The 18,008-nt window shown below is 64.9% G+C and carries 16 protein-coding genes; 10 read left to right on the top strand and 6 right to left on the bottom strand.

Annotated features, from left to right (window positions below):
* Positions 1-99 precede the first annotated feature (99 nt).
* A complete protein-coding gene (locus ACG02S_RS25255; RefSeq protein WP_394473270.1) occupies positions 100-1,101 on the bottom strand; it encodes a hypothetical protein in 1,002 nt (333 codons plus the stop codon).
* A 304-nt stretch (positions 1,102-1,405) separates the two neighbouring features.
* On the opposite strand from ACG02S_RS25255, the gene ACG02S_RS25250 reads away from it, so the two are divergent.
* The 4 genes from ACG02S_RS25250 (at position 1,406) to ACG02S_RS25235 (ending at position 6,147) form a co-directional block, all read left to right on the top strand.
* Positions 1,406-1,528 (top strand): rubrivinodin family lasso peptide, encoded by a 123-nt coding sequence (locus ACG02S_RS25250; RefSeq protein WP_394473269.1) that lies wholly within the window; start codon positions 1,406-1,408, stop codon positions 1,526-1,528.
* Positions 1,529-1,782: 254 nt separating this feature from the next.
* Positions 1,783-2,520: a lasso peptide biosynthesis B2 protein gene (locus ACG02S_RS25245; RefSeq protein ID WP_394473268.1), complete on the top strand. Its 738-nt coding sequence runs from the start codon at positions 1,783-1,785 to the stop codon at positions 2,518-2,520.
* 13 nt (positions 2,521-2,533) lie between these two features.
* Positions 2,534-4,336 (top strand): asparagine synthase-related protein, encoded by a 1,803-nt coding sequence (locus ACG02S_RS25240; protein WP_394473267.1) that lies wholly within the window; start codon positions 2,534-2,536, stop codon positions 4,334-4,336.
* Positions 4,291-6,147: an ABC transporter ATP-binding protein gene (locus ACG02S_RS25235; RefSeq protein ID WP_394473266.1), complete on the top strand. Its 1,857-nt coding sequence runs from the start codon at positions 4,291-4,293 to the stop codon at positions 6,145-6,147. Before ACG02S_RS25240 ends, ACG02S_RS25235 begins: the two co-directional genes overlap by 46 nt.
* Here ACG02S_RS25235 and ACG02S_RS25230 read toward each other — a convergent pair.
* From ACG02S_RS25230 to ACG02S_RS25210, 5 genes are all read right to left on the bottom strand, one after another.
* Complete coding sequence (locus tag ACG02S_RS25230; protein ID WP_394473265.1) at positions 6,144-8,468, bottom strand: alpha/beta hydrolase family protein; 2,325 nt, start codon at positions 8,466-8,468, stop codon at positions 6,144-6,146. The two genes, ACG02S_RS25235 and ACG02S_RS25230, sit on opposite strands and share 4 nt — an antisense overlap.
* A 97-nt stretch (positions 8,469-8,565) precedes the next feature.
* The gene (locus ACG02S_RS25225; protein ID WP_394473264.1) at positions 8,566-11,592 is read right to left on the bottom strand and encodes a TonB-dependent receptor plug domain-containing protein; all 3,027 of its coding nucleotides are present in this window, start codon (positions 11,590-11,592) and stop codon (positions 8,566-8,568) included.
* 79 nt (positions 11,593-11,671) lie between these two features.
* A complete protein-coding gene (locus ACG02S_RS25220) occupies positions 11,672-12,676 on the bottom strand; it encodes a FecR family protein (protein WP_394473263.1) in 1,005 nt (334 codons plus the stop codon).
* Between the two features lie 53 nt (positions 12,677-12,729).
* On the bottom strand, positions 12,730-13,215 hold the full coding sequence (locus tag ACG02S_RS25215; RefSeq protein ID WP_394473262.1) for an RNA polymerase sigma factor: 486 nt from the start codon (positions 13,213-13,215) through the stop codon (positions 12,730-12,732).
* A 10-nt stretch (positions 13,216-13,225) separates the two neighbouring features.
* Complete coding sequence (locus ACG02S_RS25210) at positions 13,226-14,047, bottom strand: transposase (protein ID WP_394473261.1); 822 nt, start codon at positions 14,045-14,047, stop codon at positions 13,226-13,228.
* A gap of 171 nt (positions 14,048-14,218) precedes the next feature.
* Here ACG02S_RS25210 and ACG02S_RS25205 point away from each other — a divergent pair, with 171 nt between their 5' ends.
* The 6 genes from ACG02S_RS25205 to ACG02S_RS25180 all read left to right on the top strand — a co-directional run bounded on the left by ACG02S_RS25205 (position 14,219) and on the right by ACG02S_RS25180 (position 18,008).
* Positions 14,219-14,563: a helix-turn-helix domain-containing protein gene (locus ACG02S_RS25205; protein ID WP_394473260.1), complete on the top strand. Its 345-nt coding sequence runs from the start codon at positions 14,219-14,221 to the stop codon at positions 14,561-14,563.
* Between the two features lie 741 nt (positions 14,564-15,304).
* Complete coding sequence (locus ACG02S_RS25200) at positions 15,305-15,748, top strand: hypothetical protein (RefSeq protein WP_394473259.1); 444 nt, start codon at positions 15,305-15,307, stop codon at positions 15,746-15,748.
* Position 15,749: 1 nt separating this feature from the next.
* Complete coding sequence (locus ACG02S_RS25195) at positions 15,750-16,502, top strand: helix-turn-helix transcriptional regulator (protein ID WP_394473258.1); 753 nt, start codon at positions 15,750-15,752, stop codon at positions 16,500-16,502.
* Positions 16,503-16,898: 396 nt separating this feature from the next.
* Entirely contained in the window at positions 16,899-17,207 is a 309-nt protein-coding gene (locus ACG02S_RS25190) for a hypothetical protein (protein WP_394473257.1), read from the top strand.
* A gap of 7 nt (positions 17,208-17,214) precedes the next feature.
* On the top strand, positions 17,215-17,715 hold the full coding sequence (locus ACG02S_RS25185; protein ID WP_394473256.1) for a lytic transglycosylase domain-containing protein: 501 nt from the start codon (positions 17,215-17,217) through the stop codon (positions 17,713-17,715).
* A gap of 2 nt (positions 17,716-17,717) precedes the next feature.
* Complete coding sequence (locus ACG02S_RS25180) at positions 17,718-18,008, top strand: TrbC/VirB2 family protein (protein WP_394473255.1); 291 nt, start codon at positions 17,718-17,720, stop codon at positions 18,006-18,008.

Genomic DNA, 18,008 nt, shown 5'->3' with positions numbered 1-18,008 from the left:
ATCCAATGCCGACCACAGGCAGTCGACGTCACGGATCCAGGTGAAAGCCAAGGCACGTCAAAGCGCCACGCTGCCACTGGACGACGTCGGGCACCGGCATCATTTGCCCTCTGAGGCCGAAGCGTTCGCCATGAGATCAACAGCTTCGCGCACGATCCTGTCCGCCGGTATCGCGAGGATGGCGCGGTCCGCGAGCCGACTTCGTAGAGACTTCATCTGCTCGCTCAGTGTTGCCCTCGCTCGCCCGAAGTAGCTTGCCGCGTAAGACGCTGGGCAGAGCCCCATCTGGACTGCAAGGCTCGCGACCAACGCCCTGGCCTTCGCAGCCAGCAAGCCGCGTTGGGGAGCGAGCGGCGGAGCAGGCAGCCGCAGGCGCGTTGCCACCCAGAGCTCCAGAAGCTGCAGGCCACCGTCGATGCTCTTGCCAGCGCTCGCCGCGACCAGCGTCGCTGCCGGACCGCTGACATGCCTTGCCACGGAGCCGGCGGGTCCCACAGCTCCTCTTGCTGACACCAGTCCTTTGCTCAGTTCCCACTGCAGCACCTCGAGGTCAGACGGCCGGGCGGTCAAAGCTTGACGAAGTCTGACGCGCCCCAGCGGCAAAGTGCCCCCAAGATGCTCAAGCAGTGCCGTTACGTGCAACTCCTCCCCCAAGCTCATTCCGAGGATCGACCTCAATGCAGCGTGCTTGAAGTTCGACGGGGTGGCGCTGACTCCCGCGGCAACCGGCCGCCAGGCCAGCATTCGAACCTCTTCGCGCAGCGCCTCGCTGCCACCGATGCAATGCGCGTGGTACCGGTCCCTGAACACTGCTCCGTGCGCGCCGTCCGCCTGCCGAACGCGCTTGGCGATCACGTTTGACAAGCCATTGCCGAGCGACGCAGCCGAGTCGCCTTTCGGAAGCAGTGACAGCAGGTGGATCTCCCTGGACAGGATGAGGTAGTACAGAAGTTCACGACCCGGCGCGTCATGAGCGCCAAGCAGACGCTTCCGAATCTGGCGGGCGAGCAACGCGTTGGCGATGAGGTCGCGGCCGACCACCACCTGCCAGTAGATGTGCCAGACCTTCGGTGCCTCGTCTTCAGAGATGGAGCGATCCATACCTCTAAGACGAATGGCCCGACGAAATTTCCCCCCCTACTTTCAACGAGTCCAGGTCCGTTCGGCTTCCGAAGCACTAACTACCACTCCGAACGCATACGTCCGCGTTGCCCCCTTCAGCGCACAGCGGCGAACCCGCCGCAGCGCCAGACCTGAGGCCGGTTGTTCGCCGCCGCGCCCGACCGAACTAGAAATCGATCTTCGGCAGAACGCTTTGATCGCGTGCCTGCGCTCTCTATCTTTGAGCCGCCAAAGGTGAACACCGATGGCATCTGTGTCCTCAACTCAACTCAAGGAGATCGTCATGAACGACGAAGTGCAACTGGAAGTGGTCGACCTGGGCGACGCGAAGGAAGAAACGAAGGGCGTCGACAAGGCCCAGTATCTCGAGCCGAACGAGATCCTGCCGTTCCGGGAAACGCCCTGAGCCAGCCTGGCGCGCGGCCCTGAGCCGCGCGCCAGCGCCGGGGCGGTGCAGAGACCCACAAGACTGCACCGCCCCTTCAACACACCAGATCGTTGCAGGTGAGCCCCATGAACAACGACCTTCCGCGCGAGATCGCGGAGCTTGGAGACGCCAAACTGCTCATCCCCGAGGACGTGCGAGGCCCGCTGGTTGAGTCAAGCGAGGTCATGCTCCTGCGTCGGCCCTGACCGCCCGCGGCGCAAGAGGACATCGACGTGCCGCTGAACGCCGTCCAGCCCCCAAGGTTCAGGCTCGCAGACCACGTGCGCGCATGTCGGGTCGACGAGCAGGTGATCCTGCTGGACCTGCGGCGCAACACGTACCAGAGCGTGGGCGGCGCAAGGCCGGCCTTCATGTCTGACGTCATCATCGACTGGCCTGGCGGCGAAGTTCAGCCTCCCCAGCAGGCATCGCCCGAGCACACCGCCTCGGTGGACACCCTGGTCTCGATGCTGAGCAGGAACGCCATGCTGTGCACCGCGGATGGTGTGCCGCCGCCCCGGCCGCAACTCAGCGAACCGCTTGAAAGCTGGCGCCCCAGCGATAACGCAATCCTGCCGAGCGCCACCTGGCGAGACGCGTTGCGCCTCGGCTGGTCGGGCGCAACAACGGCGTACTGGCTCCGGCGGCACTCCCTGGCAGAGATCGCCGGCAACGTCGTGCAACTGCGCGGCCGCGCCCCGGGCACCGACATGCCGAACGCCGACGCGCTGGATCACGAGGTGTCGGCGTACATGCGTGCGCGGCCCTTCGTTTTGACGGCACGCGACCAGTGCCTACACGACTCGTTGACCCTGATCCGATTTCTCGCCATGCGGTCTTTGTTCCCGCGCTGGGTCATCGGCGTGCGGACACGGCCCTTTGCCGCGCACTCTTGGGTGCAGAGCGGCGACATGGTGTTGAACGACCTGCACGAAAACGTCCGAGCCTTCCACCCCATCCTGGTCGTCTGAGCAGGACCTGGTCATGTTTCGCTACGTCGCCTTCAGCTGGAACCTGACCAGCCAGAAACAGTCAGAGGCCGCATGGCACCTCGAACAGATGATCGGCGCCGACCCCCGCTGGAAGATCGCATTCAAGCGATCCAACCTGCACGTCTACGTGACGGGCAGTGTGCATGGGGTCAACGACGTCTACTTGCTGCCGCATGACCAGGGCGTCATCCTTGGCCACCTGTTCCGGCGCCATGGTGAGCTGCTCCAGGAACCGGCTGAGCTCGAGCTCACAACGCTCGAAGCCCAACGCATCGTGCACTCGGACGGACAGTCCCTCGTCGATGACTTCTGGGGGCGCTACGTCGCTTTTCTTCCATCCTGGACCGGCGAGCCCCGCGTGCTCTGCGACCCCACAGGCACCCTGCCCTGCTTTCGCATCGAGGCGCGGGGGCTGAGCATCGTGTTCTCGGCGCTGGAGGACGTGCTCTCGCTGCTGGACATGCCGCTCCCGCCGGTTGATTGGGATGCCGTCACGGCTTACCTCCTGCTTGGTCGCCTCGGCGGCCGCGGGACTGCCGTGGAAGGCATCTCCCATCAGCTGGGCGGCGAGCTCGTCTCGATGCTGCCGGCCAGCGGCAAGCCGCTGCCACTGTGGGAGGCGGTCAACGTCGCGCGTCGCGCTGGCATGGCCGATCCAGCGGACGCCGAGCGAGCGCTTCGTGAGGCGACAGCGCGTTGCGTGCAGAGCTGGGCGGCTTGCTACCCGTCCATTCTCCTGCGCCTGTCGGGCGGTCTGGACTCCTCAATTCTGCTGGGGAATTTGTGCCCGGCTGCCGCGCCAGAGCGCATCACCTGCCTGAACTACCACTCACCGGGCTCCGACAGCGACGAACGCGCCTACGCCCGACTGGCCGCGCAGCGCGCCGGCGCTGCCCTCGTTGAGCGTCCGCTTGACGAAGACTTCTCGCTGGCTGACTTGCTGCACGCCGTTCGCACGCCCTGCCCTGCTCACTACATCGGCGGCATGGGATCACGAAACACAGATGTCGAGGTGGCAGTGGCCCATGGCGCAAGTGCCATCTTCACCGGCGCCGCCGGTGACCTGATCTTCTACGAGTTCCATCACACATGGCCGGCGGCGGACTACCTGAAGACGCGGGGCTGGGGCCGTGGCTTCTTCCAGGCGGCGCTCGACTCGGCCCACCTGGGCCGCGTGTCGCTCTGGGCATCCGTGCGTCAGGCCATCAGGGACCGCTCGTATCGCTGGCAACCGGGAGAAGGCGCCGGAAACTTCCTGACGCTGATGACTGCGCAGGCCAAGGAGCAGGGTGCCCAGATGGCACACCGATTCGTGCATCCCAGCCTGCTCGATGCCGCCGACCTGCCCATCGGCAAGTTTCATCAGGTGAGCGCGCTGATCAATTCGCTCGACTATCACAACCCCTACCGGCACCGGGCATCACCAGAGACCGTCCATCCCCTGGCGTCCCAGCCTTTGCTGGAGGTGAGCCTGGGGACGCCAACCTATGTGCTGACCCAGGGCGGCCGAGGCCGGGCGCTTGCGCGCCGGGCCTTCGCAGACGTCCTTGCGCCGGCCATCGCGACTCGGCGCTCAAAAGGCGGCATGGAGGCCTATGCCGTGGCGGCGCTTCAGCGCAACCTGGCCTTCGCACGCGAGCTGCTGTTGGACGGTCAGCTGGTCCAGCGTGGAATCCTGGATCGCGAGCGCGTGTCGGCGGCGCTGTGCGATCGACCTTCCGCCAATGCCTGCGTCGCAGAAGTCCATACGTGCATCGCCACCGAGCTCTGGGTGCGGCGCATGACGGCCTGCTGACCACAGCGCAGGCATCGCCCGCCAACATGCAGCGTCCTGCCACGCTTCGGTCTGCGCTGCGGCTCATCAGCTCGCAGGTCGACCGCGCGCTCCTCCTGAACCTGGGCATCACGCTGCTCCTGGTGGGCTTCTCGGGCGCGCTGGCCGCGGCATCACCCCTCGCGCTGAAGCACCTGATCGACGCCGCGGCGGCCACGGCGCCCACCGAGATCGTCGACAACGCTGAAGGAGTCCTGCGTGAAGGCGCCATGTACCTGCTGGTCCTGTTCGGAGGTCGCCTGGCCGTCGACGTTCGGCCTCTGGTTGCCGGGAAGATCGAGCAGCACGTGGCGGCGGCGCTGAGGCAGCGCTTCCTCGAGCATCTGCTGCGGCTGCCGACGGCCTACCTGGTCCACCGCCGCAGTGGCGAGGTCCAGCACAGCGTCGATCTGGCAACCGCCGGCAGCCAGTTGATCATCTCCCACGTCGCGAACAGCCTCACGCCCGTCCTCGTCGAACTCGCCGGCATGGCAGTGATCCTGGCTAGTCTTGAGCAACCCGCGCTTGTCATCGGCTTCGGCGTGATCGCAGCCATGTACCTGATCGTGTTCTCACTGAGCGCACGCTGGCACAGCAAGCATGCGCGCGAGGTGTCGGAGGCCAGCCTGGACGTGCACGCGCAGCTCGGCGAGGCCATTGGCAACGTCGAGACGCTTCGGTGCTTCTCTGCAGGTCCCCAGGCCGAGCAGGCGCTCAAGGACGCATCCATGCGTCTGACGTTCCGATGGTTCAGGTTCCATCGACTCGCCGGCGGCACGGCGATCGCGGCCACGCTGATCTTCGCCCTGGCGATGGCGGGATGCCTTTTCGTCACCACGCAAGCCGTAGCGACAGGAACCATGACCGTCGGTGGGTTTGTGCTGGCCAACGTCTACCTGCTGCAGATGATCCGCCCGCTTGAAGTCCTCGGCTGCGCCAGCAGGGACTTGTCACGGGCGCTCGGCTTCATGCGGCCGCTGCTCGACATGCTGGCCGAGCCGCCCGAGGCGGCAACGGACCGGGAGTTGGCAGCACCATCCCCAACCTGGGCAGCGGCGCCGTCGATCCGGCTCGAGAACGTCCACTTCAGCTACGTCGCCGCCCAGCCCGTGCTGCAAGGCCTCGACGTCGAGTTTGCCGCCGGCCGCACCACCGCCATCGTCAGCCGCAGTGGCGCCGGCAAGTCCTCGCTGATCCGGCTGATCGAACGCCTGTATGCGCCCCAAGGAGGGAGGATCCTGCTGGACGGCCATCCGATCGATGCGATACCTGCGGCAGACCTGCGAGCCCACATTGGGCTGGTGGCGCAGGAGTGCGCGTTGCTGCACACGACAGCGGCCCGCAACATCGCGCTCGGTCTGCCTGGGGCCACGCGAGAAGATGTTGAGGAAGCCGCCCGTCGCGCTGAGCTCCACGGTGTGATCACGGCGCTGCCATCGGGATACGACACCGTCCTGGGTGAACGGGGTCAGACGCTTTCTGGCGGCGAACGCCAACGCCTGGCCATAGCCCGCGCCGTGATACGACGCCCCATGATCTACCTGCTGGATGAGCCGACCTCAATGCTGGACAGTGCAACGGAGGCTGCCGTCATGCGGACATTGCGGCAGGTGACGTCCGGGTGCACGACGATCCTTGTTGCCCACCGCCTCACGACGGTGATGCATGCGGATGAGATCGTCGTACTGGACGGGGGCCGGCTACGGGAGCGCGGGCGGCATGACGACCTCGTCGGCAAGGGCGGCCTGTATGCCCAGCTGTGGCATCAACAGACCGCCTGTGCAGACGACTAGCCCCGACTGCGTTCGCGCTCACATCGCGGCAACTTGTCGTTGGCCGCCTTCATCTTCTCCATCTGCCGCCACGCGTCGTACTGCGCCTTCAGCGAAGCGGCGGTCTCGCCCGCCAGGAACGGCTCGGTGCGAGTCTCGCCCTTGAGCCAGAACCGGTACCAGTCCACATTGCCCTGCAATGAGACCATGCGTTCGCTGGGCGTGGACAACGAATGCGCGCCACCGGGGATCAGCACCATCTCAACCGGCTTGTACTGGCGCCTGAGCAACGCGTGGATGTCGTAGTTGCTGTAGATCGGCACACCATACGACTCGATCCGCAGGGCCGTGTTCACGCAGTCGGTGTTCAGCGCTGGATCGTTGCGCAACCAGTTTGCGCGCCCCGGGCCAAACGGCAGGCCTTCGTTGATGCTGTCGAACCACGCCCAGGCGGAGTCCGCGAATCCATAGGTCATCGTGAAGAAGAACTGCGTGTTGGCGTCACCGTCTGCCAGCGTGGCCGCACGGATAGGCAGATCGGAGAACGTCACCAGGTTGAGCACACGCTCGCCCGTCGTGCTCCAGCCAATGATCCCGACGCGAGCAGGATCGACACGCCCCTCCTTGACCAAGGCGTCGACAGCGCCACGCACGCCTTCATTGAACAGCTGCAGCAGCGTCTGGTCATGCGTGATGCTGGCGTCCGGGGAGCTCTTCCCCATGGCCAGCACGAGGAACCCCTCCCGCAAGAACGCCCGGCCGGCGAAGGCACTGGTACCGTTGCGCGATGCGGCATTCGGCCCATGCAGGTAGAAGTTGTCGGGCGAGTAGGCATACGTCTCGATGATCAGCGGCAGTGGCTTCGACGGGCTGGCACCCTCGCCGCCCATCAAGCCCCCCCGCCATGCGCGCCCTTTGGCGTCGCGCCAGGTGTAGGTCTTCATCACGCCCCACGTCGCCGCATCGAACTGCGGGTTCAGCGTGGTCAGGCGAACGGTCCGGCCCGCGGGTCCCTGCGCGACCACATCGGGCGGCTCGTTGAGGCTCTCGCGGACACGCAAGGTCCATGCTGACGATGGCGCTTCGACATCCTGCGCCGCGACCTCCCGCCATCCGGCCCCGTCACGCCGGAACTCCCGATGCCGATCCCCATCAATCACCGCAAAGCCATCGCGGCCCGGCAGCAGCCGATCCAGCCTGCTGGCCAGTTGCGCGATGATCACCCAGCGCCCGGTGTCCGGCCAGTACTCGATGATGTGGGACGCCGTCGATGTGTTGCCGCCCGGAACCAGAGGTAGATGGGTGCCGGCCAGCACGACCGACGTGCCATCCCCCTGCCAGACGTGGTCGGGCCGTTCCTGGAAACCGGCCGTCCGCGAATCGTCCGGAGCATCCACGACGGTCTGCTCCAGGCCATCATCCAACCGCCAGACCGTCTTGCGCCGGGCGGACTGCACCCTGGTGCCGGAGTAGTAGCGCAGTGGATCGCCGCGTACCGCAGGCCCGAACTTCGTGACGATCTCCTCGACCATGGGGTACTGCCGGCTCCAGTCGAGAGTTCGCTGCGGCTCGTAGCGCGGCAAGAGGGCCCAGTGGCCATCGGGCGAGATGCTCACCTGCGGAGGTGCCATGTTCTCCATGAGAAAAGGCTCGCCCAACGCGCGGGGCTGCAGCGTCCCCGCGTCGGCGATGTAGAAGCCGTATTTGCGGATCTGCCCTTGCAGGCGGTTCTGGCCGAACTTGGCGCTCCACACTGACTGACCCGCCATCACGAAGCTGCGCGCGCCGGCCTTCAGCGGCGGGTTGGGGACCTGCGCCGCGTACAACACACGCCTCAGATCGGCCGACGCCGCGAACGACACGATGGGTGTCGTCGCGTGCGTGAGCTGGCGAAGGTCTCGAGTCCCGACGTCGAAACGGTAGACCTGTTCCTGGCCGTCTTTCAGGCGTCCCGTGAACAACAGCGTCTTGTCGTCCCACCAGCGAACGCGACTGATGGCTGGGTCGCCGTAGTTGAAGTCCTGGTCGGACTCGAACGCGAACACCAACTCGGGGGCCGGCGGCTTCCCTGACGCCAACTCGTCAGGCGAGATGTGCAGCAGGCGGATCTCGTACCTGTTGCGGTCGCTGGCGACGCTGGCCTTGCGGGTCACGATGAAGGCGCGGGTGCCGTCCGGGGAGATCTGCTGGCGCAGCGACTCCGAGTTGTTGTTGCGAGGTTGGACGAACGCCGTGAACTCCACGACCTCCCGAACCGTCGGCCCATCGGCCGCTTGCACGCACGCTGCGGGGAGCAGGGCGAGGAGGCCCGCAAGCAGCGGGGCGAGAAGACGAAACTGCATAGGAACTTTCGGGCAAGGCGCTGCCCACCCACCGACTGGCGGCAGGGCAGAACGTGGGGGGATTGGCCGGCAAGCCGCCGGCCGAGGAGCCGGGCGGCTACCAGTCCAGAGAGAGTCGGGCCGCGGCGTAGCGGCCGCGCCAGTCACCCTGGGTGACGTCGAAGTTCGGCGAGCCGGGCACGAACTGCGGTTCGCGGGCCGTGGCGTTGGCGACGCTCAGCGAAAACGTCGCGACCTTGAAGCCCGGAAGGACGTTCGGCAGCAGCTTCTTCAGGTTCAAACTCCCGGCGAGGTCGTGCTGCCAGAAGTCGCCGAGTCGCCTCGTGCTGGTGCCGGCGTCCAGGTAGCTGCCGAGGTAGCGGCTCGTCAGCCCCAAGCTCCAGGCGCCTTCGTCGACACCCAGCGACAGCCGCCCCTTCCACTGCGGCGCCCAGTAATCGGTGAAGCGACGCCCGAGGCGATCCACTTCCGGGGCACCTGCCGTCACCACGACGCGGTACTTGTTGACGCGGGTGGCCCCGGCGCCGGCCGTCACGCGCCCGAGCGCGGATTTCCAGACGTAGGCGAAGTCGGCGTCGGTCCCGGCCGTGTCGACACGGCCGATGTTCACTTCGGTGTTCTTGACGCTGAGCACCGGGCCGGGCTGCCCATTCACGGAAGGCCCGCGGGTGACCAGGTACGGAAAGAGGCTCTCGTAATTGAGCGCTGCCTGGGAAGTCAGCACGGTGATCATGCCGTGGATGCGCAGCTGCCAGTAGGTGGCGCTGAACCGGGTACCCAGCCCACCTTCCGGCTCCCAGACTGCGCCGATGTTGCGGGACTGGCCGCGCTCGGGTCGCAGTTCCGTGTTCGTCGTGCGCACCACGGTGCCAGAAGTGATCGGCTCGTTGTTGCGCGCCGGGTCCGTCAGGCGGGAGGTCACGGCAGATCTGGTGACATCCACGACATGGGTCTGCAAGAGGGTCGGCGGCTTGAACGAACCGGCTGCCGAGCCGCGGATCAGCAGGCCGCGAGATGGGCGGACTTCGATGCCCCCCTGGAAGGTGCTGGCCGCGCCGAAGTCGCTGTACCGATCGCGGCGCCCAGCCAGCGTGACGGCGGCCATGTCCCAACTGTTGCGTCCACCGTCGCCGCCACGCAGCAGCGGCACACGGGCTTCGCCATAGACCGCAGAGCTGGTCCGGGTTCCGTGGGCCTCGGACGACTGGACCGGAATGGACATGTCGTACCAGTCGCGAACCGCCTCCGCGCCAACAATCGCGTCCACCGACCCGGCCCACAACTGGCCCACGCTGCCACGAACAATGCCGCTGACCTGGTCCTTGCGGCCACGATCACGACGGACCGTATCGGACCAGATGCCGTGAAGCACATCGTCATTGGCGGCACGTCCCGCCGTGAACAGGTTGATGCCTGAGGCGGGGTTGGTCGACGCCAGCGCGGCATCCAGCGCGGTTGCGTTGCGGTTGTCCATCTTGCTGCGCGCGCTGCCATGGTCCCGGCTGGTGGAGACCGTCATCTCGGCCTCCCAGTCGCCGGCCAGTTCGCCTTTCACGCCCACCAGGGCGCGCGTGAATCGACTCTGGCGTGCATAGCCCTGTGTGCCGTTCTCTGCGCCCAGGACCGCAGTCACCCGCACGTCCGCGCCGAAAGGGTTGAAAGGATTCGCGGCAGGCACCAGCACGTTCGTCAGCGGCAAGCCATTCCCGGGAGCGCGCATGCGGTCCTCTGTGAGCATCAGCTCGCCAAAAGCCGACCAGGTGCCAGCCAGCCGGTGCTCGACCTGCGAGTGCAGCGCGTACGTCTGGACGCCGTGGACGAGCGCGACCCCGCCGCCCGTCGCGTAGAGATTGCAGAGGTTCTCCGTGCCCGCAGTCGCCTGGAAGTCCGAGATGCGCAGCGGCTGCCCTGCCGCGACGGCCGGAATACCCGCCACGCTCGCGGTCAGCCCGGGCAGGTTCGATCCGTTGGTGCTGCGCACCGAGCCAGGCGCGCAGTAGTTCAGCCGCTCGTCGCCGCCGCCAAACCGTCGGTAGTCGGCATCCTTGAAGAAGGCGCGGTCCAGCATGGTCAGTGGCGAGGTCCGGCTGTACGAGCCCATCACGAGGTAGCTGCCGTCCGCGAAGCGACCGCCCGTTGCCAGGGAGACGCTGCCGTCTTCGAAGCCCTTGCCGGCGCCCAGGCGCAACGTGAGCGACTGCCCGTCCAAGGCCTTCTTCAGAATCACGTTGACGACGCCTGCCAGGGCGTCCCCGCCGTACACGGCGGAGGACCCCGACGGCAAGACTTCGATCCTCTCGATGGCGGCCATCGGGATGAGGTTGAGGTTGAAGACGGCGCCCGTCGAAGATCCCACGGCCTGGACCTTGCGCCCGTTGACCAGCACGAGTGTGGAGCCCAGCGGCAGGCCGCGCAGCTGCACCGTGCCTTGCCCGAACGTGCGACTGACGGCCCCCTCCCCGGCCGTTGCCGAGACTTCTGTGAGGCTGGCCAGGAAGCGCTGCAGGTTGGGCTGGCCGCTCTTCTCGATGTCCCTGGCCGTGTACACGTTGACGGGTGCTGGGCCTTCCGCATCGACACGCCGCAGCCGCGATCCAGTGACCTCGACCCGCGTGATCGTCTCAATGCGGCCATCGCCACCGATCGCAGCGTCGGCGGTCGCGATGGCCACATCGTCATCCGCGGAAGTCTGCACTGTCTCGGGTGGGAAAACCGCATTCGTACGGAAGGACGCTGGCGTGCTGCCCGCCGCTGCGGCAGGCACCGCCGCTGGGGAGGTGGCAGGTCGCACCACCACAGCGCCGTCGGGCGCGCGTTGCGACTCCAGACCTGACCCTTGAATGGCGGCGGCGATGGCCTCGGCGCCCGACAGGTGCCCGGACACGGCCCTCGCTGTTCGCCCCGCGATCACGCGAGCGTCCACGATGACGGACACACCCGTCACGCGAGAGATCGCGCGCAGTGCATCGCCCATGTCCTGCGACGGCTGCTCAATCTGGTAGCGCGCGGCAAGCGTGAGGTCCGCGGCATCGACTCCACTGCATCCCATCAGCAGTGAGATCGCGATCGGGAGGGGAAGCCAGCACGCGTGTCGGCGGTCTCTGGCATTCGGCTTTGTGAGCATCTCGTACCCTTTTCCTGTTGTCGTCGGAGTGACAACATAAAGACGGGTTTGTCGAGAGCGATATCGCCCCGTGGTTGCCCTATCGGATTTTCTGCAGTTCGATCCGTCCGTCGACTTCTCTGACATTCAGGCCGTACAACATTGCGACAGCATTGGCAAAAGCGGCGCTGTCGCCCGTGCGGTAGACCCCGCTGATGAGGTAGTGCGCTTCTTGCACCTCGCTGGACATCGCGATTCTTGTTCGGCTGTAGCGATTGATCTCGGCGATCGCATCGGAGAGCGGCGTGGCGTCGAATGACGCCTCATGCCGTTGCCACGCAAGAGCACGGTCGATGTTCGGGCGATCCATCTTGGCTTCGACCGCCGGGGATGCGGGAGCCTCGCGCTGGACAGTCAGGCGATCGCCTGGCTTGAGCGCCACGGCCCGTTGAACGCGCAAGTTGCCGTCCCCCCCGCTCGCCGGCCGCACGTTCACCAGGCCCTCCAGCAAGGTCACCATCAGGGCATCGTCTAGCTGAGGGCCATCGGAGTACCGGACTGAAAACACGGTGCCAACGGCCACGACCTCGCTGCCGGCAATGCGAACCACGAAAGGCCGCGACGCATCCTTTGCCACTTCGAACAGCGCTTCGCCCGCACTGACTTCGACGATTCTTTGCTGAGGACTGAAGTCAACGCGCGCCTGGCTTGCCGTGTTGAGCAGCATCCGCGTGCCATCAGCCAACATGACCGAACGCTGCTCGCCGACCGGTGTGACATAGAGATTTCGATCGTGCCACTGCTGGACCCCCACGACGCCGGCCGTCACGAGCACGCCCAGCGACGCCGCGCCAGCCCATCGCCACGCCGCGCTGTGCGCGCGCTTGACGTTGCGCTCCTCACGCTCTGAGGCTTGCGCGAACGCGCGCGCCGCCTCGGTGCCGGGGATGGCCTGCCAGATGTCGGTCATCTGCTCAAAGGCCTCGCGGTGTGCCGGCGACGCCCGCTGCCAGGCATGGAAGTCATCTTCCATGTCCTGGCTACGTTCCGGAGAGTGAAGACTCGCGATCCACGCGGCAGCTTCAGCGGCGATCTCGGGCGTCACCGTGACGCCCCCATGTGAGCCCCGCGGCTCGTCAGCACCTGGTGCCGAACCGCTCATGGGTACCAGCCCCGCATCCACGAATAGACCTTGAACATGGCCGTCGATACCTGGTGGTGCACGGTGCTCGCGTTCACACCATGCTTGCGTCCGATCTGCTCGAACGTCAGCCCATGCACGTGGTACTCCAGCACCATCTGCCGCGTCCGGTCGTCGAGGCGTCCGAGACACACATCCATCCGCTTGATGCACTCCCGCCCCAACACGCCCGCCTCGGGGCTGGGTCGGGGGTCAACAATGTCCACGTCCTCGGGCTGCACCTCGTCGCCACGGGTTGCCTTGGACCGGTGCGCATCGATGGACAAGTTGTACGCCGTTCTCATGAACAGGGCCTTGGGGCTGGTGACGCGATTCCTTTTACCAAACTCCCGCAAGCGGAGGTAGGCCTCCTGCATGAAGTCGTCCGCGTCCTGGGCCGAACGCCCTTGCCTCATCAGCATGGCCTTCGTTTCGGAGAACAGCTTGCGCCAATCCATGTCCATGTCAATACCCCTAGACCAACGCAGGTGCGCCTGCGGCGCCACCTGACACCGGCGCAATGCGGCCGGACTTCGATACCTGTGCCAAGCGAGCCAGCTCCTGCACCTCGGCTTGTTGCATATGCCGAAGATCAGCGCGCACCAGCCAGTCGACAACGAAGTCGAACGCCTGGGCTGCATCTTCGAATGGGCCATGGTGAAGGACCGCCTTCCTCAAACGCTCCTGCATCCCGATGGCAGTTCGGTCGACCGAACGAACCAAGTGTCGATACGGTTCGGGTAGCGAAAGGAGTGCGTGGAATCCTGATACAGCCTCGCCCCACTGCTCCAGCATCCCCGGGTACTTTTGGCGCAAATCTTCACTTGAAAAACGCAGCATCGCGACGGTGGCACGCCCGTCCGGCAAATCACCGGCCATGGCGCGCAGGTGCATGACGATGGCCGGCCGATGAAAGGGCCTCACCCGATCCAGAAGAGCTGCCAGCGGCTGCTCGATGGAGGGATACATCGCCGCCATCTTGAAGGTGGCCAGAAACTCAGCCTCGGCGCCGTCCAGCGGGCCAACTCCGCACCGGACGAATTCCACGCCGCGGTTATGGAGGTCGCCGAACACTTCGGCCATCGTTGCTGGACTCTCCGGCAAAACCCACGCACCCAATATCTCGGACTCGCCTTTGACGAGACAACCGAACGCCCAGCAAATTGTTCGGTTACTGGTCGACCCATCAGCAAGCGCCGGGACAGCAAGGGTGCTGAAAACAACGGCTGCATATCGTCGACACAGCGCGCGGGTCAGCCATCTTTCGCGCGGCTTTATGGGGCCATGAATCTTCATTGCCTTCTCCTGGAATCGAGTTAAGGCCGGTTGCTCGCTACAACCACCCAGCCAAATTCAACTTTATTAGTTGCATCAAGTTCTTCCAAGCTGAATTTGCGTTCTTTTGATGTGTACAGGCTTTTTGATCCACCACACACGATTTCTGGTTGCCTTGACTGGAGATGTGCAGTGCAGTCGGAAGAAGAGATCAATAAGAAGCTGGGTAGGTCGATAGCGAGAAAGCGAAAGGCAGTCGGGTACACGCAGGACGACGTTTCTCTGCACCTCGACATAGGCAGGGAAGCCTATTCGCGCATAGAGCGCGGGATCACTGGCGCGAGCGTTGCGAAGCTGTATGCCTTGGCCGAGCTGTTCGGCTGCGAAGTCGAAGCGTTCTTCACGGAAGCCAACCGCAGTCCTTCACAACAGGTCGAGGCTGTTGAGCGCCAGCTGTCCAAGCTCTCAAGCTCCGAGCAGAAGCTCCTCGTCCGCATAGTCGAAGCGTTGGCTCCCGTGCTGAAGAAGATTTCGTAGCGAGGCGAGCGAAGAATGGGACCACGTGCCTCTGGACGCGCTCTTCCCCTGAGCCTCTACCGTGGAGCGCGTGCACGCGCCATTCGAGCCCAACATCGTCTAGGCCCACGACTTCGTCTTTGACACCACTGCCAACCGGCCAGCAACTCAAATGCCTGACCGTCATCGACCAGTCCGCCGAATCAGAGAAGTTGGAAGCGTTGCCGCCGAGGGCCCAAGCATCCGATCTCGACACTTCAGTGGACTAATGGCGCCAAGTAGACCGCGTCCCGAGGAGTAGGCAGCGGCCGGGCCGGGCGGTCGCTGAACCAGCGCGATTGTGATTTCCGATCTGTTCGCACCGAGTCGACCGGCGCGCACAGGCTATGGAATCGGCAAACCGCGCCGTGCACGCATGAAGCGGAAACAATTCGTAAAAGGCACGGAACGCTAACTTGCCCATCGGTGCACAGGACGTTTGAGCCAGAGAAATTTTGGAAGCAACCGACCTATCGAAAACCCTATCTCCCATGGAGCAACGCCGGAACGCAACGCCGGTCGTTCGGCTTTCGCCCCCGACTGGGACACCGCAGGACGATGTGGCCTTTCAGGGGAAGCTTGTCTGATGCGATCGGTGGCAGGAACAGCGGTCTAGACATCAGGCCACGAACAGTCTGCAATGCGTTCGGGGCGCAATAGGCGTCGCTGCAAAACGGCCAACAGAGCGGACTGCAGCCGGACGCTGCCATTGGGAGACCAGGGATGGAACCAGTCGACACCGATGATGATGCCACCCAGCAAGCGTGGCGAACCGAGACCTTCCAATCTGCACGCAGAAAGCTTGACCCGATCGACGGGCCTCGCGCTCTTGGAGCAAAGCGCTCGGCGCTCCAGGCGCAGAGACGCCGCCATGACGTGACCAACCAACACGTTGGGCTGCTCAGAACGAGGGACGACGAGCGCGCATGTGTCCTGATCTCTTCAAGCGGTCTGGTGGCCTTCGCCATCCGACGAACCGGCTCCGGCCTGTTCGTCGAGAAGCGGTACTGCCCGCCCACGGGCGTACGCACTTCGATCGCGATGATCTTCGAGAGCCAGTCGGCATTCGAGCGTTGGTGCCACCTGGAGCCCACGCGCTTCCACGATCCGATACTTTGCGATGAACTGAGCTGCCGCGGCCGTGAACTCTTCGCCTCGCACAGCTGACTTGTTCGGGCTGGCGACGCTACCGGACGCACCGGCCAACGCGCTGCGCCTGCTGGAGCTGTTGCCCCGCATAGGCGCCGCCGACTGCCAGGAATCCGTCATCGATCTGTTCTGGCAGGTTCTGCGCATGATCGGCGCTGGCTCCGGCGTGTTTGTCAGCGCCATCAGGGACCACGCGACGCGAACCTCCGTTCGCTCGCTTACGGCCTGCGACCTGAACTGGACAGTCGAGTATTCGCGGCTCGACTGGCCGGAGCACGACCCATGGCTGCGCTATGCGATGGACAGCCAGAGCCCGGTCCTCGGCGATGAGCTGAAGTTGCGTCCAGACGAGCAGGAGTTCATCCGTCGCGCCGCAGCAGTCGGCTTCTCTTCTTCAGTTGTGGTGCCCGCGCCCAGTTGCTTCGGCGCCTCGCGTGTCGGGGTGCTGATCCTGGGATCGCCCAACCCTGGGTTCTTTGCTGGCGACGCGTTCCCCATGATCAAGCTCGTAGCGAGGGAACTCGCGATGGAGCTCCACGAATGGCTGTTGAAGGCCATCCGCGATGACCTGCTGGAACGATCTCAGATCAAGCCCGAAGAAGTCGAACTGCTTCGATATGAGGCAGCCGGTCACACCAGCAAGATGATCGCCGCAGCGCTGAACACGAAACCGAGAACTGTGGACTGCTGGTTCCAACGTGTGACCACCAAGCTGAACGCACCGGATCGAAGAACGGCGATGCGAATAGCGCGCCTGTATGGACTCATCTGAGCCTGCAATGTAATTCGAGGCCAAATGCAGAGACGAATTCCGGCCAGGCGTGGCCTATCTTGATCTCATGGCTCTGGACGAGCCGCCGCAAGCGCCAAGTACGGCGCACGTCAGGAGATCAAGCTCATGTGCTCTCAACTCCTTCAACGATACACACCACCTAGATTGAAGGTTAGTTCCAGGAGAACCCGCCGTTTCGACACGCTGCTGTGCCGGCTTGGTGGGCTCATCATCTGCCTGACAGTGGCCGGCACTCGCCCTGCACACGCAGCCGACGGTTGTACCGTCCTCCTGTGCCTCGCGGCCCCAAGTTGGCGTGCCATCCCGCAGTGCGTTCCGCCAGTCCAGCAGTTGTTCAGGGATCTCGCCAGGGGAAAGTCGTTTCCCAACTGCGCCATGTCCGGCAGCTCAAACACTGCGCGCCACGACTGGTCTCACGCACCCCACTACTGCCCGCCGCAGTACACGCGCAGTCATGACGGGCCGAACGGCCTGACCTACACGTGCGACTACGACGGTGCCATCTCCGTGACCGTCAATGGCTTGCCGTTTGCACGGACCTGGTGGTCCATCGGCGGCGATGCCGTCACCGACTTCAGCCCTGCTGCCAAAGCCCAACTCGGTAGCTGGGATGGCCAATTCGACACCGATCTCGCTGCCTGGCTGACGACCCGGTCCACCACACCCGTTGACCTCACACGCTGAGGAGCCCATGGACTCGACCGTTTTCATCTCGCTCGTCCACACCTGTGCACCCCAGGTGCACGCAACGACCGCACGGGCACTCGTCGCCATCGAAAGCTCGTTCAACCCATGGGCCATCGGCGTCGTCGGCGGCCGCCTGGAGCGGCAGCCCCGCAGTCGGCAAGAAGCAGTCGCCACCGCAAGGGCCCTGCAGGCCAACGGCTGGAACTTCAGCGCAGGCCTGGGACAGATCAACGTCCGCAACTTTGCCTGGCTCGGCCTGAGCCTCGACGCAGCGTTCGACCCATGCTCAAACCTGACTGCGATGCAGGCGGTGCTGGGCGCCTGTTTCGACCGCGCCAGCGCTGGTCAGCGGGGGCCGCCTCAGGCGGCGCTGCAACGTGCCCTGTCTTGCTACTACAGCGGCAACTTCACCACCGGGTTCCAGCACGGGTACGTGCAGAAGGTCGTTTCCGCAGCATCGCCTGCGCGTCCTTCTGCGCACCCATCAACCGCATCCAAGGAATAGACATGATTCGCATCGAACAACCCTTGAGCCGCATTGCTGCACTCTCGACGGCCATGATCCTCACAGTTCATCAATCCGTCGAAGCCCAGGGCTTCGACAAGATCAACGACACGGTTGTCAACGTCAACACCATCCTGGTGACGATATCGATCGCGGTGGTCACCATCGCCATCATCTGGGCGGGCTTCAAGATGATCTTCCAGGGTGCCCGACTGGCCGACGTCGCCAACGTGTTGATCGGCGCCACCTTGATCGGCGGCGCCAGCGCCATGGCCACCTACCTCGTGGCCTGA

It is taken from the genome of Pelomonas dachongensis (assembly GCF_043555865.1).
GTDB lineage: Bacteria > Pseudomonadota > Gammaproteobacteria > Burkholderiales > Burkholderiaceae_C > Pelomonas > Pelomonas dachongensis.
Note: the sequence above shows the minus strand (reverse complement) of the source record. Positions and strands in the feature narration are given on the sequence as shown.

Coding starts and splice junctions, on each gene's coding strand:
- ACG02S_RS25225 (WP_394473264.1), bottom strand. CDS start 11,592: ATGCTCACAAAGCCGAATGCCAGAGACCGCCGACACGCGTGCTGGCTT.
- ACG02S_RS25180 (WP_394473255.1), top strand. CDS start 17,718: ATGATTCGCATCGAACAACCCTTGAGCCGCATTGCTGCACTCTCGACG.
- ACG02S_RS25190 (WP_394473257.1), top strand. CDS start 16,899: ATGTCCGGCAGCTCAAACACTGCGCGCCACGACTGGTCTCACGCACCC.
- ACG02S_RS25200 (WP_394473259.1), top strand. CDS start 15,305: ATGGAACCAGTCGACACCGATGATGATGCCACCCAGCAAGCGTGGCGA.
- ACG02S_RS25210 (WP_394473261.1), bottom strand. CDS start 14,047: ATGAAGATTCATGGCCCCATAAAGCCGCGCGAAAGATGGCTGACCCGC.
- ACG02S_RS25255 (WP_394473270.1), bottom strand. CDS start 1,101: ATGGATCGCTCCATCTCTGAAGACGAGGCACCGAAGGTCTGGCACATC.
- ACG02S_RS25185 (WP_394473256.1), top strand. CDS start 17,215: ATGGACTCGACCGTTTTCATCTCGCTCGTCCACACCTGTGCACCCCAG.
- ACG02S_RS25250 (WP_394473269.1), top strand. CDS start 1,406: ATGAACGACGAAGTGCAACTGGAAGTGGTCGACCTGGGCGACGCGAAG.
- ACG02S_RS25230 (WP_394473265.1), bottom strand. CDS start 8,468: ATGCAGTTTCGTCTTCTCGCCCCGCTGCTTGCGGGCCTCCTCGCCCTG.
- ACG02S_RS25240 (WP_394473267.1), top strand. CDS start 2,534: ATGTTTCGCTACGTCGCCTTCAGCTGGAACCTGACCAGCCAGAAACAG.
- ACG02S_RS25215 (WP_394473262.1), bottom strand. CDS start 13,215: ATGGACATGGATTGGCGCAAGCTGTTCTCCGAAACGAAGGCCATGCTG.